This is a genomic window from Microbispora sp. GKU 823 (genome assembly GCF_002027145.1).
GTDB classification, from domain to species: Bacteria; Actinomycetota; Actinomycetes; order Streptosporangiales; family Streptosporangiaceae; genus Microbispora; species Microbispora siamensis.
The window spans coordinates 89,329-104,649 of record NZ_MWJN01000004.1 but is presented as its reverse complement, the minus strand read 5'-3'; the positions used below and the strand labels follow the sequence as shown (position 1 = coordinate 104,649).

General features: G+C 66.6%; 14 protein-coding genes. 6 read left to right on the top strand and 8 right to left on the bottom strand.

All coding sequences use genetic code 11. From position 1 onward, the window contains the following. Positions 1 to 2: 2 nt before the first annotated feature. The 3 genes from B1L11_RS03980 (at position 3) to B1L11_RS47895 (ending at position 3,885) form a co-directional block, all read left to right on the top strand. Positions 3 to 2,381, top strand: a complete 2,379-nt coding sequence (locus tag B1L11_RS03980; protein ID WP_256862208.1) for a type IV secretory system conjugative DNA transfer family protein — start codon at positions 3 to 5, stop codon at positions 2,379 to 2,381. Beyond that, on the top strand, positions 2,378 to 3,214 hold the full coding sequence (locus tag B1L11_RS03975; protein WP_079313216.1) for a replication-relaxation family protein: 837 nt from the start codon (positions 2,378 to 2,380) through the stop codon (positions 3,212 to 3,214). The genes B1L11_RS03980 and B1L11_RS03975 overlap by 4 nt, the downstream gene beginning before the upstream one ends. A 287-nt stretch (positions 3,215 to 3,501) precedes the next feature. Continuing rightward, on the top strand, positions 3,502 to 3,885 hold the full coding sequence (locus B1L11_RS47895; RefSeq protein WP_218670888.1) for a C40 family peptidase: 384 nt from the start codon (positions 3,502 to 3,504) through the stop codon (positions 3,883 to 3,885). 46 nt (positions 3,886 to 3,931) lie between these two features. Here B1L11_RS47895 and B1L11_RS03965 read toward each other — a convergent pair whose 3' ends face one another. From B1L11_RS03965 to B1L11_RS03955, 3 genes are all read right to left on the bottom strand, one after another. Next, a complete protein-coding gene (locus B1L11_RS03965; RefSeq protein WP_143736915.1) occupies positions 3,932 to 4,147 on the bottom strand; it encodes a hypothetical protein in 216 nt (71 codons plus the stop codon). Between the two features lie 1,104 nt (positions 4,148 to 5,251). Further along, on the bottom strand, positions 5,252 to 6,241 hold the full coding sequence (locus tag B1L11_RS03960) for a HEAT repeat domain-containing protein (RefSeq protein ID WP_179154967.1): 990 nt from the start codon (positions 6,239 to 6,241) through the stop codon (positions 5,252 to 5,254). A gap of 353 nt (positions 6,242 to 6,594) precedes the next feature. Beyond that, positions 6,595 to 7,260, bottom strand: a complete 666-nt coding sequence (locus B1L11_RS03955; protein WP_079313260.1) for a hypothetical protein — start codon at positions 7,258 to 7,260, stop codon at positions 6,595 to 6,597. Positions 7,261 to 7,447: 187 nt separating this feature from the next. On the opposite strand from B1L11_RS03955, the gene B1L11_RS03950 reads away from it, so the two are divergent. The 3 genes from B1L11_RS03950 to B1L11_RS44800 all read left to right on the top strand — a co-directional run bounded on the left by B1L11_RS03950 (position 7,448) and on the right by B1L11_RS44800 (position 10,149). Then, positions 7,448 to 7,777, top strand: a complete 330-nt coding sequence (locus B1L11_RS03950; protein ID WP_218670887.1) for an Imm51 family immunity protein — start codon at positions 7,448 to 7,450, stop codon at positions 7,775 to 7,777. Between the two features lie 181 nt (positions 7,778 to 7,958). Further along, positions 7,959 to 9,026, top strand: coding sequence for a hypothetical protein (locus tag B1L11_RS03945; protein ID WP_143736913.1), 1,068 nt, complete (start codon positions 7,959 to 7,961; stop codon positions 9,024 to 9,026). A 568-nt stretch (positions 9,027 to 9,594) separates the two neighbouring features. After that, entirely contained in the window at positions 9,595 to 10,149 is a 555-nt protein-coding gene (locus B1L11_RS44800; RefSeq protein WP_143736912.1) for a hypothetical protein, read from the top strand. Between the two features lie 508 nt (positions 10,150 to 10,657). Here B1L11_RS44800 and B1L11_RS03940 read toward each other — a convergent pair. From B1L11_RS03940 to B1L11_RS03920, 5 genes are all read right to left on the bottom strand, one after another. After that, a complete protein-coding gene (locus B1L11_RS03940; protein ID WP_079313210.1) occupies positions 10,658 to 11,143 on the bottom strand; it encodes a hypothetical protein in 486 nt (161 codons plus the stop codon). A 409-nt stretch (positions 11,144 to 11,552) separates the two neighbouring features. Then, on the bottom strand, positions 11,553 to 12,575 hold the full coding sequence (locus B1L11_RS03935; protein WP_079313209.1) for a DUF932 domain-containing protein: 1,023 nt from the start codon (positions 12,573 to 12,575) through the stop codon (positions 11,553 to 11,555). A gap of 135 nt (positions 12,576 to 12,710) precedes the next feature. Further along, the gene (locus B1L11_RS03930) at positions 12,711 to 13,244 is read right to left on the bottom strand and encodes a hypothetical protein (RefSeq protein WP_143736910.1); all 534 of its coding nucleotides are present in this window, start codon (positions 13,242 to 13,244) and stop codon (positions 12,711 to 12,713) included. Between the two features lie 275 nt (positions 13,245 to 13,519). Then, complete coding sequence (locus tag B1L11_RS03925; protein ID WP_143736908.1) at positions 13,520 to 13,729, bottom strand: hypothetical protein; 210 nt, start codon at positions 13,727 to 13,729, stop codon at positions 13,520 to 13,522. An 88-nt stretch (positions 13,730 to 13,817) separates the two neighbouring features. Further along, positions 13,818 to 15,317, bottom strand: a complete 1,500-nt coding sequence (locus B1L11_RS03920) for a YifB family Mg chelatase-like AAA ATPase (protein ID WP_079313259.1) — start codon at positions 15,315 to 15,317, stop codon at positions 13,818 to 13,820. Between the last annotated feature and the right edge of the window lie 4 nt (positions 15,318 to 15,321).

Genomic DNA, 15,321 nt, shown 5'->3' with positions numbered 1-15,321 from the left:
CGATGATTCAGGGTCCGCTGTACGATCCCGAAGCCTTCATCGACTGGCTGCTGGCCTGGGTAAACGGCCGCGTCTGGCAGCTCGCTCTCGCGCTCTCGGTCGCCGCGATCACTCTCGAACTTTCCCACGTCCTGGTCGTACGGCTCCGCCACCGCGCCGCGACGAACGGGGCACGATGCGTGGAGATCTTCGCCCCGCCCACGGCAGACATGGCGGGTGCCGAGGCACTGTGGGGCAACCTACTCGGACTCCTGCGCCCTGCCTGGAAGCGCATCCTGTTCGGCCAGCCGCATCTGGCATTCGAGTGCGTCTTCGGCACCGGCGGAGTCCAGATCCGGATGTGGGTCCCCGGCACAGTCCCTCAGCACCTGGTGGACCACGCGATCGAAGCCGCGTGGCCGTCCGCCCGGACCACCGTCGTGGAGGCCGCTCCGCCGATACCGCTCAGCGGGCAGGCCACCGGCGGACACTTGGTGATCGCACGCAGTGAGCGGCTGCCGCTCCGGCACGACCATGACCACGACCCTCTCCGCGCCCTCCTCGGAGCCGCGGTGGGCATGCCTGGCTGGCAGCACGCCGCCGTACAGATCCTCGCCAGGCCCGCCACCGGTCGCCGCCTTTCCGGCGGTGCCGGCAGCATTCTCGTCTTCCTACTGCGAGCCGGACTCGACCTCTTCGCGCCGGGCCCGGCTCGGGCTCACCACCAGTCGAGCTATGGGGCGCAGGATCACGCTGCCCGTCTGGAGCAGTACGCCGAGGCCCGCGCCATGAGGGACAAGGCCCTACAACCCCGATACGAGGTCGCGGTCCGCTACGCCGTCCACGGCGACGAAGGCAAGGACCGGGCAACGTGCAAGGCCCGCCGAAAGATCATCCGAGGTCGCGCGCATGCGATCGCTTCGGCGTTCGCCCTGTTCTCCGGGCACAATCACCTGGAGCGGTGCCGGCTCCCGCTCCCCGCTCGCCACCTCGCCTCCCGCCGATTCGGACGCGGCTACCTCCTGTCGGTCTCCGAACTGGCCGCACTCGCGCATCTACCAATGGACCCCTCCGTACCCGGGCTTCAACGAGCCGGAGCGAACACGGTGGCTCCCTCGCCGCAGGTCGCCCAGAACGGGAAGGTGCTCGGCCTGGCCGACGCCGGTCACGAGCGGCCGGTCGCTCTGCGTGTGATCGATTCCTGCCACCATGTGCACGTCCTCGGCCCGAACGGCACCGGCAAGAGCACGCTTCTGGCCCAGATGATCCTGTCGGACATCGAGGCCGGGCGCGGCGTCGCCGTCGTCGATGCGAAGGGAGACCTCGTCGCCGACCTCCTCGGTCTCATCCCCGAAGAAGCAGGCGAGCGCATCGCTCTGATCGACCCGGACGATCGCCAACCCCGGCCGGCACTCAACGTGCTGAGCGGCCCGAACCTGGAAACCCTCGTGGACAACCTCGTCGGCATCTTCCACAAGATCTACGCCGACTCCTGGGGCCCGCGCAGCGACGACATTCTGCGCGGCTGTGCCCTCACCCTCTCCCGCAACGGCGGGACTCTCGCCGACATCCCATTGCTCCTCACCGATCCCCTCTATCGCAAGCAGCTCACTGAACGCCTCAACGATCCCTTCCTGCTGGGGTTCTGGAACTGGTACGAGCACCTGTCCGAGCAGGCCCAGGCACACGTCACCGCGCCCATCATGAACAAGCTGCGGGCGTTTCTGCTCCGCCCGTTCGTCCGTGACATCCTCGGCTCTGCCCAGTCCACCTTCGACGTCGGCGACGTCCTGGACGGCAAGATCCTGCTCGCCCGGCTACCCAAAGGCGTGCTCGGCGACGACACCGCCCGGCTGCTCGGCTCGCTTCTGCTGGCCCAGGTCTGGCAGGCCGCCTCCCACCGCGCCCGGCTCGGTCGCAGTCGCGCGCCGTCTGCGTTGTACGTGGACGAGACGCAGAACTTCCTGAACCTCCCGCACGCCCTGTCGGACATGCTCGCCGAGGCTCGCGCCTACCGGCTGTCGATGGTGCTCGCCCACCAGCACCTGGCCCAACTCCCCCGCGACCTGTGCCAGGCGGTCAGCTCCGACGCCCGCAACAAGATCTACTTCTCGCTCTCGCCAGAGGACGCCCGCGAAGTCGAGCACCACTTCAGCCCATACCTGACCCGGCACGACCTAGCCAATCTCGGCGCCTTCCAAGCCGCCGCCCGCCTGGTCGTCCGCTCTGCCGAGACTCCGCCTTTCACCTTGCGCACCCGGCCACTGCCCGCCCCCGACCTCGCCCTGGCGCGACGCGTCCGCGCCGCCGCCGCCAAAGCCCACGGCCGGACCCCCACCCAGCCCGAAGTCCTACCGCACGACGACCCACGACAGCAGCCCAGAAACGGAGAGAACACATGAACGAGCACTACGCGCCCGGCGTCCTGGCCTCGCTCGCCACCCAGCTGACCAGCCGCGACCGCCACCTGATGCGCCTGGTCTGGACTCACAAGGTCCTGACCGGCCACCAGATCACCCGCATCGCTTTCGACAACCCGATCACCGCACGGCACCGCTTGGTCAGGCTGCATCGCATCGGCGTCCTGGACCGCTTCCGGCCCAAGCCACCCGTCGGTTCAGCCCCCTGGCACTACGTGCTCGGCGAACCCGGCGCCGCCGTACTCGCCACTGAGGACGGCGTCGACCTGAGCGAGTTCGGCTACCGCCGCGACCGCGCCCTTGCCGTGGCCTACAGCCAGCGCCTCGCCCACAGCGTCGGCGTCAACGACGTCTTCGCCCGCCTGTATGGCACCGCCCGTCAGGCGAACGGGTGCCGCCTGGAGACCTGGTGGCCAGAGGCGCGCTGTGCCGCCCAGTGGGGCAAGCACGTCCGCCCCGACGCCTACGGCAGGTGGACCGAGAACGGCAACACCGTCGATTTCTTCCTCGAGTACGACACCGGCACCGAGACCCTCGACCGGGTGCTGGGCAAGCTGCACGGTTACGCCGCACTGACGGCGGCCACCGGAATCACCACCCCCGTCCTGTTTCTCACCGCCTCCAGGCGAAGGGAGAGCAGCCTTCACGGCCGGCTCCAGCTCGGTGCGGCTCAGACCGGGGTGCCGTGCGCGACGGCCGTTGCCGGAGCTGACCCGCAGGGCCCCATCTGGCTGCCCTATAACCGCCGAGAAGCCCGCCTGCGCCTGGCCGAACTCGCCGATCAGTGGCCTCAGCCTGCCGCGGAGTGCCCTTGATCGTAGAAACCGCGCTGGCGAAGATCCTCGCCGCAGGCGCTGGCCTCGTGGCAGGGGTGGTGCTCCTCCTAGGACTGGCAGGAGGCGCGCGGTATGCGGCCATGTCGGCCAGTGCGGTCTGTGATTACCCCAGCCCCTCAGCGTCCGAGCTGAGATCGGCGCAGCCCCGGAGAACTACGTCCACGGCCGCCGCCGGACTGTGTGCGGAACTATCGCCCGGAGAGATCCCGGCAGAGGCGCTGGCTGGAGCGGAGCGCGGGATAATCGCCGTTCAGGCGGCGTTGCGCATGCGCGGCACCCCGTACTCGTGGGGAGGCGGCGGGCCGGACGGACCGAGCTTCGGCATTGGTCGCGGTGCCGGAACGCGAGGGTTCGACTGCTCCGGCCTGGCCGAATACGCCTGGTCGAGAGCCGGGGCCCGGATCGGCGGCGACACCTCCGCGCAGTGGAACGCCGGAGTCCACGTGCCCAGAAGCCAGATAAGACCAGGAGATCTGATCTTCTTCGCCTCCAATCCGGCCAATCCCGCGACGATCCACCATGTCGGCATCGCGATCGACGCGACCCGCATGGTCCACGCGCCGTTCACCGGCAGTACCGTGCGCGTCGACACCTGGGCAGGCGTGCCAAGCCGGGAGCGAGAGTTCATCGGCATCGTCAGGCCCGCGTGATGTAACTGCTCGTAGCAGGCGCGCGGTCAGCGGCATGAGCGGACGTCTATTGGTCTGGACGGCCGCCGGTCAGGTGGACATGACGTAACCCCGGGCTGAAGGCAGCGACGTGATCGGCGGTGCCGTGGTGCGCTTTCGAGGGCGTAAAGCGGCCTTCGCTGACTGCGACGTCGTAGGCGCCGCCGTACGGGTACTCGGCCAGGATCCCGGTCACCTGGTGCTCGGCTGCCCAGGCGAGTCCGGCGTCCAGCGTGTCGAACACGCCGGAGGCGTGTCGGGCGTGTTCACCGTGGAAGAGCCAGACGGCCGGCCTGAGCGGATCGCGCTGATCGGCGCTGGGCCTGCGGCGCAGGCCCTCGGGGTGCACGAGAAGGCGCGGGGAAAAGGGCCTGGCCGATGGCGTACGGTGAGGACCACCGGTTCGGGGTGGACGCCCCGCAATCCGGTCTCGGGTGCGGTGTTCGCGAAGGCATTCCACAGGTGCAGGCAAACCAAGTCGTCGTCACGATTGGCGGTGACGTAGGCAAGGGTCTTGGAGTAGAACTCGTTGGTTCCGCCGATCCACAGTGACGGGGGCCCGAACGTCCAATGACCTCGGACAGCGTGCGGTCCTGCGTCACCCACCCGCCGATGTCGGCGCTCAACCGCCGAAACTCCGCCGCCGACAGCGCCCGATCCAGCTCCAGCCAGCCGAGACGATGAGCGATCTCGGCGTAGACGGAGGCCGTGGCATCACGTAAGGCGTCGGCGGGAAGGATGCTGCTGTAGGCGCCCATGACGCCCGTCGCGGTGAACGCGTCGCGTTCGCGTAGTCGATCGCACTCCGCCCACCACCGCGTCAGGCTCCCGTCCACGGCGGCCATCGCCTCCAGCAGAAGCCGTTCCGCCGTCTCATCCCTGCCGTACATGCCAGGGCGACGAAGCACGCCGTTCACCTGCTTCAGGTGGTGCCGGCGAGCCCCATCCAGAACGGGATCGGAGTCCCCTTCACTGCTCATCGCATCGGATCATGACACACCAACGCGATCCGCGATAACGGCTTATCGGTATGAGTAGACGCATGCCGCTCCCACGCTGCCGAAGCATGCCAACCGACGGTGAAGCGACTCTCGAACACGTGGCGACCAGCGCAAATTCGCATGTCATGCCCGTTTCCACCTGTATGGCTTTCTCCAGAAAGCTCGAACCAACGGGTCGATCTGCAAGCTCACTCGTAGGCGCAGGCCGGCGCCTACTTCGTTCTCATTCCAGCACCGTCGTCGAAGCGGAGGATGCGAACCTGGGCACGCCCTCAGGAACCGTCATCACCGCTCAGCGAGCGGTGATGACGACGCGTGATTCGGCCCGTCGCCGACAGGCGGCGCGATCAGCCGACGCCGAGGATCCAGCGCAGTTGGTGGGCCTGCTGGGCGCCGATCAGCGGCTCGGCCGCGTCGATCAACCCACCGAGTCGGAGAGTCATCTCCTTGGTCGGCGCGCGGTAGGAGGTCGCAGCGCTGCGGCGTGACCAGTCGATCAGATCGGCCTGTGCTCGGTGGCCGAGTTCCACGTCACGGGCGGCCAGAAGGTGAAGGTCGACGTGAACCCGGGTCCAGGTATCTTTCGCCCGCAGCTGCTCATAGGCCCCGAGGCGAACATGCGGCGGTGATTCAGCGGTCAGCAGTTCCCATAGCCGTGCGGCCGGCACGACGTCAGGCTCGCTACGCAGTGCTTGCTTGACCGCGCGGACGACCACTGGGGCAGGATCGGCGAGCATTCGGGCGATCCGGGTGAGGGGCCCGTCCAGGCGGCGGACGGCGCGGACGGCTTCCGCCCGCACCCTGGGACTGGGATGCTCCAGGAAAGGTAGGAGTACGTCCACATCCTGATGCGTGCCGCATTCGCCGAGGCCGGCGACCAACGCACGAGTCCGGCCTGCGGGTGAATCCGCGGCCAGGGCGTTCCGGTAGATCACGGCGGGACTGCGGCCCGCGCGGCGGACCGCCCACTGCGCGGTGGCGCGCATCATCACCGATCGATCCGCCAGATGGGCCACACCGGTTTCAGGGCGGCCGAGCTTCACCAGGGCGGTGAGCGTCTCGATCCCGACCTTCGCGCTTCCCTCTCTCAGCAACCCTTCCAGCACGTCGACGCGCCGGTCTCGGACGGCATCGGCCACGAGCCATTCCGCGCACAGGAGCCGGCAGACCCCATCCTGTTCGCTCAGGGCGGCACGCGTGACCTCCTCGTGCCGGGAACGGCCGGACTCCAGCCACAACCGGTAAACCAGACGCCGCACCCCGATGTCCTGATGCGTACGCGCCGACGCCAGCACGCCGTCCGAGGCCGCACGCAGTCCCCCCGCGACGGCCTCCACGGCATGCCCACCACGCGCCCACGATCCCATCGCCGTGGCGACACTCGCCGCCGCCAGCAACGCCGAAGTACCCGCCGACCTCAACGCTGCGGTCAACGACCTGCGTGCGCGCTCATGTACCTGCGGCACCCAATCGGCGGTCCGCAACACCAGAACGGGCAGCAGCAACCCATCCGCAGGCATAGCCAGGCCCGCGACCGCCGACACCCTTCGGTGCCCGTCCTGGGAACAGCCCGCCACCAGTGACGACAGCCGCTCGTCCCTTGGCAGCCCGGCCTTCGTCGCATTCGGGGCACCCACGAAACACAGGAACAGGTCACGTCACCGTCGGCGTATGAGGATGGGTATGGCTGCTATCGGTGGTGCTGGCAGTACTCGACGTGTAGTTCCGCCCACGGGCGGCGGCGGTCCGGGTACCCCATCCGGCCCAGGCTGATTTCAGCGCAGCAATGCGCGTCGGGACTCTCCGCGAGATGCCTCGGACAACCTTCCGCCAGGGCACGCACCGGGTCCGCCTCCAACTCGAAGGCCTCGCGGCTGCCGATCAGAAAGAGGGTGTCCGCGGCGATGTCCCAGCGGAGATGATCGCGGAAGTCCTGATGGGGCCACGGTCGCCGGTCGCCAACGGAGCGCTGACGAAACGCCTGAGGGGGAAGTCTCACACCATGCGGCCTACCCGGTCCCAGCCGGGCGCGGACCTGTTTCCAGCGGGAGACCGGAAACGCCAGGCGATGATGCAGCAGGACCAGATCCAGCAGCCGCTCCTGGTTGGCCGAGTCAGCCGGGCGGGCCGCGCGCAGCGGCAGGTAGATCAAACTGTGCGGGGAGCCGGCGGCCAGCCCCCAGGCCATCGCGAGCACCACGGCCGCTCGCTTGTCCACGCTGAGCTCCGCACCGAGCTGGCCTTCGTACAGCATCGCGTGCTTCACGGCTCGGGCTGGCCGGACCACTCGGTACTCGTCGCGGCCAAGGCGAACCTTGCTGATCAACGTCGACCATGTCTGCTCCGAAAGACGCACTCTCACCCCCGTCTCGTGTCTCGTCCGGGAAAGCAGGCTAAGAGCGACGCACCGGCTTGGCGAGGCGTTTTGTATGGCACCGATCCGCCGTGATTACAACCACGGCACTCAGTGGCAGAAGAGTAGGTGGTGACAGGCGTGCCTTGCGGCCCGGGATCGAAAGTGGCAGCATGCGCCGATGCATCCAATGCGGCTGATCGAGTCGGCCCCGGGAGAGCACTCGCTGTTGCTCGACGCGGGAACCACGCAGGTTGACGACGTGATCGAGGAGCTCGGTCACACGCCGAACGGATATTTCTGGGAAGGCGTCGCGCAACTGCTCGTCAGCACCGAGGCCCCCGCTCTGGAAGGCCGCTTCTCCTACGACCCCGAAGGCGACATGTTCTGCGCGTACGGAAGAGACCGCGGCGCGCTGGAGGAATTGGGAACCCTGATGGCCGCCATCGCGGCTGACGCCGACCACATGCGGCGGCTCGTGGCAGCCGCCGAGGATGACGGTTTCGAGTTCGACGACTGACCCGTCTGCTGCTGAGCAGCAGACGGTAACCCCGCCGCCGTCTGGGCGCGCTCAATTCGACCTGCGACCTTCGCGCAGACAGTCGGCCGAGCGGTCAGCGGCATGTGAGAACGTTGCCGGATGGTGCTTACACCTGCACCATTGTGGTCATTAGTGACGGCCAGCGGACAAGGGAGCATCGGTGACGGGCATTTGGCATGACGAAGGGAATGGGCTGGTACCTCTTCCAGCGCAGCCGTATGCGAACGAGCAGGCGCTTCACAGCAGCATCGAACGCGCTCCCGCAATGCTGCCGCTTCCCGGTCAGCCAAGACTGGTGATCCTGGGTCGGGAGGTGCAGCTCGGCAATGGCTACGCCGATCTCGTGGCCGTGGATGCCGATAGCGGGCGACCAGTGGTCATCGAGGTGAAACTCGCTGCCAATTCAGATCGGAGAACCGTCTTCGCACAGGTACTCGGATACGCGTCCTATATATTCCGGCTGTCGGCGACCGCGTTCGAAGAGCTGATGCAGCCTCATGTGACCAAACGTGGACACGCGACCGTCGCCGATGCCGTGGCTGCGGAGGTCGGAGATGGGTCGTTCGACATCGAGGCCTTTCGCAACGGCATGGCTGAGGAATTCGAGAAAGGCAATGCCCGCTGCGTCGTGGTCCTCGATGCCGCGCCTACCGACTTGATCGAGCTCGCCGGGTATCTGCAGACTGTCACCAACGATCGCCTGGACATCGACCTGGTAACGGTGACGGCCTATGACGTGGGTGGGAGCCAGGTGCTCGTGCCGCAACTGGTCGAGCCGGAGCGCGCTCTGGCGGCCTCCATATCGCCATCGAGGATTCAACGGGAAGCCAAGCCGACTCCGGGATCGGCTTCCTTCCGCGACAGCATCGACAGCGCCGATCCCTCCCATCGCGAACTGCTCCGCCGGCTGTATGACTGGGCAGAGCGATTACAGTCAGATGGTCTCGCCACCCTCTTCACCACCGTGGGCAAGGGCCGCTGGATCCTCAGGCTGCATCTTCCCGGCCAGGGCCGTGCGATGTTCACGATCTGGAACGACCGAAGCGCCTATATCAGCCCGCAACGCACCGTCATCCAAGCCGAGGCACCGAACACGCTGGCCCTCATGGACGAACGGCTTCCCGGCCAGATCGGTCAGAACAACACCCTGAAGTGCGACATCAGTGACGAGGTGCTCGCGCTCATGAGGAGTGCCTACGAGGAATCCGCCAACCGCAGAACTGCCTAGTAGCGCGGTCAGCAGCGTGACCGGACGCGGGCGGACTGTCTTCAGATAGCCGTTCAAGTAGAACTCGTGGCGTCAAAGTCGATCTTGCTGCGAACGCGCAGCAGCGACCAAGGCCAGCACACCTGCGCCGAGGGTCGGAAGGCCGACGGAGAAAATGCCAAGGATTCCGACCACCGTCAGGATTACGCCCGACACCGCTAGCGCCAGTCCCCGCCAGGGCGCCGTGCGAACTGCGCTGTAGATCGCAAGAAGTGCGGCCAAGGCCAGTGCGGTGCGCCGAGGAACCAGGCCAGCACCTGACCGTCTCGCTGAGCAACGAATCGAACATACAGGCCCATCGTGACCAGAACGGTCAGAGCCGTGATCGCCGCCAGAGGATTCCAATCCCTTTGCAATCCGGGCATCATGGTTCATAGTTGCATATTTCGACGCTGTTCAGCGAGTGCAGAATCCACCTCGAGTCGGCACGAAAGCGCACTTGCGCCACCTGGGTAGACCACGCACGACTCGTCTCATTCGCGGATTTAGAGTAAGTTTTGGTCGAGACTGAACCAGGTAGGAGGAACGCGTGGGTGCTCGGCCCGAGCAGCAGTTGGCGCTCAACTTTCTGGATGCGATCCATCGTCTCTGGATCCAGCATCCTGGGAGCTATACCGTTAGAGAAACCATAGACGATCTTGTACCAGCATTGGCACAAATGTGCATCAAGGCGCTGGCTGCAGATGTTCGAGATGCGCCTCCCGCAGACGAGCAAGAGATTGCCATCGACGGCCAACTAATTCAAGACGACGGCGCCACTGTGCCGTTGACTTTGCGCGACGTAGTTAACAAGATTATTCATGGTACGCCAACGTTGGTGGAAGTGCGAGACAGGGAGGTGCTGCTTCACTTCAGGAACAACTTCGCTGGCGGGCGGAACCGTGTCGACAAATGGACGTGTGCATGGTTCTCCGGCACTAATCTACTGAAGAAGCTTAACGAAGAGCTTTCCAAACACGAGGGTCCACAGGTTGAGAAGCGGGAGCGGGAGATAGCCCAGCTGCTCGAAACACTAGGAGTGGATCGATTTCTACCCACCGCGATCAGTGAAAACGACTGTCAGCCTGGGCAGTACTCTCCCTGACTCATATTTGCATACCATGGTTCACACCATCGCGTGAGCCATCCTATTCCTATCTGATTGGCGCCGCACTATCCGACCCGGAGGGCAGGTCAGCGGACGGCGTTGTGGCTGCGGCGAGCGACATGCCTTGCCACATGAGCGGACGTCGGAGGCTAACCCCGATGTGCGGACCGTCGGACGCCGGCGCGCTCGCGCGGCCAGTTCTACTTGCGAGCAGTCCGGGCGAGACGGAGAAGCACCTGTGACAGCTGAGTTTGTGGCCATCGGGCATGGCGACCAGGATGGCATGACCCCACCGACGCGGCAGTCCACGTCCAGATGCATAAAGGTCATCCAGGACATGAAGCACGAGAGCCTACACGTGGCTCCCGCAGTGCCCGTGGAGGCGCAACGGGCCAATCCCAGTGATCACGAGCGGTGAGCCATAGGATTGCTATGACCGATCTCAATCTGCCTTTGATCACAGAGTTGAAGTTGGTCGGAGGGCCGGTTCTTCGCGAGCCGGCCCTCACTCCTCTCCCAAACATCGCTGCAACAGCAGGAAGCCAGGCATCTCGTTCCTCGGTCGGATCCCGACCTCGAAGATTTCTGGCTCCTCGAAGACGGGCTCTCCGCTGGGGCGACGCGCGTAGGCGACTCGCCCGTAGTCGACGCCGTCACCCCGGTCGTAGCTCATCCACGTGATGGCTTCTTGCTCACCTTCCCGCAGAGGGTGATTGGAGACGGCTCGCACTGCGATCGTGCTCGGCGGCTTGAACACCCACACTTGTGGAACCGCCAGCACCCATCGAGCCGCGTCGACTTCAACCGCCTTCTCAGCTGCCCTGGCCTCGAACGCCGCCGCGGTCGAACTGTCGCGCAGGTAGTCGTAATCGCTCAGAATCAGCTTCCGCCCGCCCTCGAGCGCGATGATCGCCGGGCACTCGCGAGCCACGATGTTCTTCTCCAGACGCTCCACCACGTCGAACAGTAGATGCGCGGTCGCCTCGTTCATGTCGCCTCTGGCCCCCTCGCTCGCGGCGTTTACAGTGCACCAGGGTTTCAGAAACGGTCGTACGAGGGGGAGATCCCGGAGAAGCTCCATCGTCGCGGTGGCACCTCAGATGGCTGGTGGCGACCAGCGCGTCGAAGACACGGGCGCCAATCTGGCCAGATGTGATGGGAGATTTGCGAGACGGCTCGAACCACGTGCCCTGCGGGCGCGAAGTGCTCGCTGCTCCGTCTCCCGAAGCCGTTTCTCACGCGAGCGTGGATTGCGGTGCCCGCTTCGGCCGACGCTCCGACGATCTTTGCTGGGTGCTGGCAGCCCTTGCATGCGGGAGCGCTTGGGGAACACGCAACCTCCTTCCGTTGACTACGGCTCCTCGCCCCTTGCGGGGACGGGGAGCCGTGTGAGTGTGATGTCAGACAGCTATGGCGAGCGGCTGATCCAGCACGGCGGCCAGTGTGCACAGGGTGCCGCGGTCGAGCTCGTCGATGCCGCCCGTCACCGCGCGGAGCATGTTTCGCTCAGCTCGCTCGGCGCCGCGTACGTTCTGCTCGTGGTGCGTGAAAGTGTTCACCGCCTGGACCACGCCCCAGGCCGTACCACGCCACGGAGCCACTCGGAGGTCGTGGTTCCAGAGCTTGGCCAGGGCGTCTCGCTTACTTTCCGCCATGGTGCGGCTGCGGCCTCGCTCTCGCGGCATCGGCGCGTGGACGTCCAGGAATGCCTGCCACTGCCGCTCGGTGACCTCAACCCGGCACAGGTCGCGTACCGCCGTTGAGAACTCGTCGGCCAGTGCGTACACGATGTGCAGCGCCTCGCGGGCCTCGGCGAGCCGGAACTTCGAGTGCCGGGAGTGCTTGATCTTCACCTGCTGCCCACGCTCCGCGAGGCCAGCGGCCATCGTATTGTCGCAGACGATGTTGGTCACCGCCCGCTTGAACGTCGTGGCCAGCGAGCCGTCAAAGGAGGTCGCCCCGAACAGGTGGGGCCGGAACTCGACGCCTTCCGGCGTGATGACGTTCTCGGGCACCTCGACCGACACCCAGGCGACCGCTCCGCCCTTGAGCAGCCCGGCGGAGCCGATCGATAGGTCGGCGTCGAGGAGCCGGGAGACGGTGTTGATGAGCCACTCCACGTAGGGGTGGGGTTCGTAGCCGTCTGAGAAGATGCCCATCACGTGGCCGTTGTCGCTGCGCAGGATGGCCTGCCTTCCGGGCACCTGTGCGAGCCCGCTGCGCGGGTCTTCGACATATACCGGGCTGCTCAGCGCCTCCCAGCCGAACAGCCGACGCTTGACGTCGTCCACAGGGACCGGGCCGGGATAGTGGTTCGGCTCCTCGCCCTGCATGCTCGCCCGGTAGTGCCAGGCCGTACCACGCTTCTCCGTGAAGCCGATCAAGGTGTTGGCGTTCAACCACTCCAGAGACTCCTTGGACATGTTCCTTCTCCCCCTCTATGGAAATGAGAAAGGCACCGGCCGTAGCCGGTGCCCTCAATACTGTCGATACTTTTGGTAAGTCGACTTTCCTGATTCGCCCGCCTCTCCAGCGTGAGCGCCGTAGCTCGGGCGAGGTCACGTGGAGCGGTGCTGTACGGCGTAGGCGATGCGTTCGGTCAGTTCACGATCGGCCGCGCGAATCTCAATCGCGCTCGTGGTGTCGCCGTACACGGTGAACGAGCCGGAAGCGCCGTCCAGCCGCCACCGGACGACGGTCTCTCGCTCGTTCTCGGTGAGCGAGGCTTCCGGCAGCAACTCGACCAGGGTTTCGGCGATCTCGGCCCGCGTGCCGTTCTCGGCCGCCCTCTTTGCCAGCCGCTCACGGCAGGCCAGCAAGTCTCGCCGGTAGTCGGGCAGTAGGCGGCGCTCGATCCTCTTCGCGACGAACTTCGCCCCTCGCGCCGCCGTCACCGTAATCTCATGCCGCCGCAGGCCGGGAAGCGTTCCTCTGCTGCCGCCGGGGTAGACACCGAGCACCCTGATCCGCCCCCGCTGATTCCAGATCGGATGCACGACGAGCCGGGCGCCGGCCGGTCCCGTCAGGTAGGCCGGATGACCGGGCCGCACCAGAGGGCTGAAGCCGTCCAGATGCTCGGCGACCTCGATCACCAGTTCCTCGGTCTCCCATTCGTTCACTCACGGACTCCTTTCGCATTATTGATTGACGGGTTCAAAGCAGGCCCGCCCAGAGCGCAGACTGAGCCGATCGAGCGTCATCACTTCGACCGAATAGACGCTCATTGCTGGCATTCAAATACGGGGGCCGTTGCGGCCCGAACGTCCGCCCCCAAGGCCCTGACGCGCTGCAACCTGATTCGGTGTAGGCGTAAGAGGTTTAGCAGATTTCCCGAATCGGGACAGTGCCCGCCGATCGGCAAGCGGCTTTATGGCTGCTCTTCGTTGCGCATGCGTTCTTGGTCGGCGCGGAATCGGTAGATGTCCCGGCCGGGCTTGGCGCACTCCTGGCAGCGGCAGCCGTACCTGTGGATTTCACTGATATGGAAAATCTGGACGCGGTCCTGCCATGGTGTGGGATAGAGCGACTCGTCCAGTTCCACGTGAACGCGTCCACGCTGCTCGATGACCTTGGTCACCCTGCCCGGGTAGTAAAACGGAGACTGATAAGACTCCGTCCACCACGGCCGCACCGGGATGTGGAAGAAGGGCCGGACCAGGACGCGGTCACCGGGCTCCATCGCTGTTTGCCCCCTTCCACAGCTCGAGGGCGCCCGCCGCGTCGTCGAGCTGTGGGCGGTCGGCGCCGCGCAGGTCGGCCAGTGTCCAGGCCACGCGCAGCAGCCGGAGAAGCCCGTCGGCCGTCACGAGCCCGGTGTTGACCGCCGATCGGAGCAGCTCGGCGGCCTCCGGCGCGACGGGAAAGCGCGTGCGCAGGTCCGGCGCGGGTACCTCGGCGTTGGTCGACCATGGTGTGTCGGCCAGCCGGTGAGCCGCCCGCACTCTCGCTGCGAGCATCCGCGCGGCCACCGCCGCACTCGGCTCACCCGCCCGCGTCCCGCGATTGTTCTGCTCAATAGGCGCGCGTACGGCGACATGCGGCAGGAGCAGGGCGAGGCGTGCCTGGTAGCGACGCCTGGCCTCCGGTGTGCAGGCACACTCCCGCCGTTCGAGGCATGGGCAGGGGCGGGCGTCGACAACCAGGGTGAAGCGCGCCGGGTAGCGGACGGTCCGGCCCAGGCCCGCGAGATGGACCTGTCCACTGTCCAGCGGCCGGCACAGGCCGTCCAGGACCGGACGGGTGAACTCCGGCGCGTCGGCCAGATGCAGCACGCCACGGTGGGCGAGTGAGACCGCGCCGGGGCGGTTGGTTGCCACGCTGCCGAAGATCGCTGCAGGAGTCTCCGAGTGGTGCGGCGCGGATAGCGGAGGCGTGATCCCCGGCGCCCTGTCAGATTGTCCGGCCAGCGAGTAGATCTCGGCGACCTGGCGGGCGGCCTCGTCGGTCAGCGACGGCAAGATGCCCGGAAGGCGTTCGGCGAGCATCGTGGCCGGGCCGTCGCCGGACAGGAACAGGTGGTGCCCGCCCGCCGCGCAGACCTCCAGCGCGCGGCGGGCAGCCTGGTTGCCGGGCACGTCGGCCAGGTCGACGGCGAATGAGGATGACAGCGCAAACTCAGACTCCGGCTCCTGATCATGGTGATCGCGGAGGGTCCCATGGCGGAGCTGGTCCACGACGTCGGCCAGCCGGGTTACGGGCATCACCACGGCGCCGGGCACCTGCGCCGCCTCCCGCGCGCATTCGGCGGGGACGGCGACTCTGCTGATTCCGGCCCGGACAGCGGCCGCCACTATCGGCAGGACGCCTCTGATGGGGCGTATCTGGCCGTCCAGCGCCAGTTCGCCGAGGAACACTCGCCCCGTGATCCGTTCGGGCGGGATGGCACCGGCGGCGGCCAGCAGCGCCACGGCCAGCGCGAGATCGGCCGCTGCGTCGTATACCGGCGGGATCATTGGTGACACGCTCACCGTGATCCTCGCGTCCGGCCAGGCTGTTCCGCTGTTGAGGATCGCGGCCCGGATCCGCGCCCGGGCAGGCCAAACCGACAGCTCCGGCAGGCCGACCAGATACAACTCTGCGGCGCCGGGCACGGGGTCGGCTTCGATGTCCACAAGCTGTGGATGCAGGCCGACCAGCGCCACTGATCGGGTGGTGGCGTGGCCCATCCCG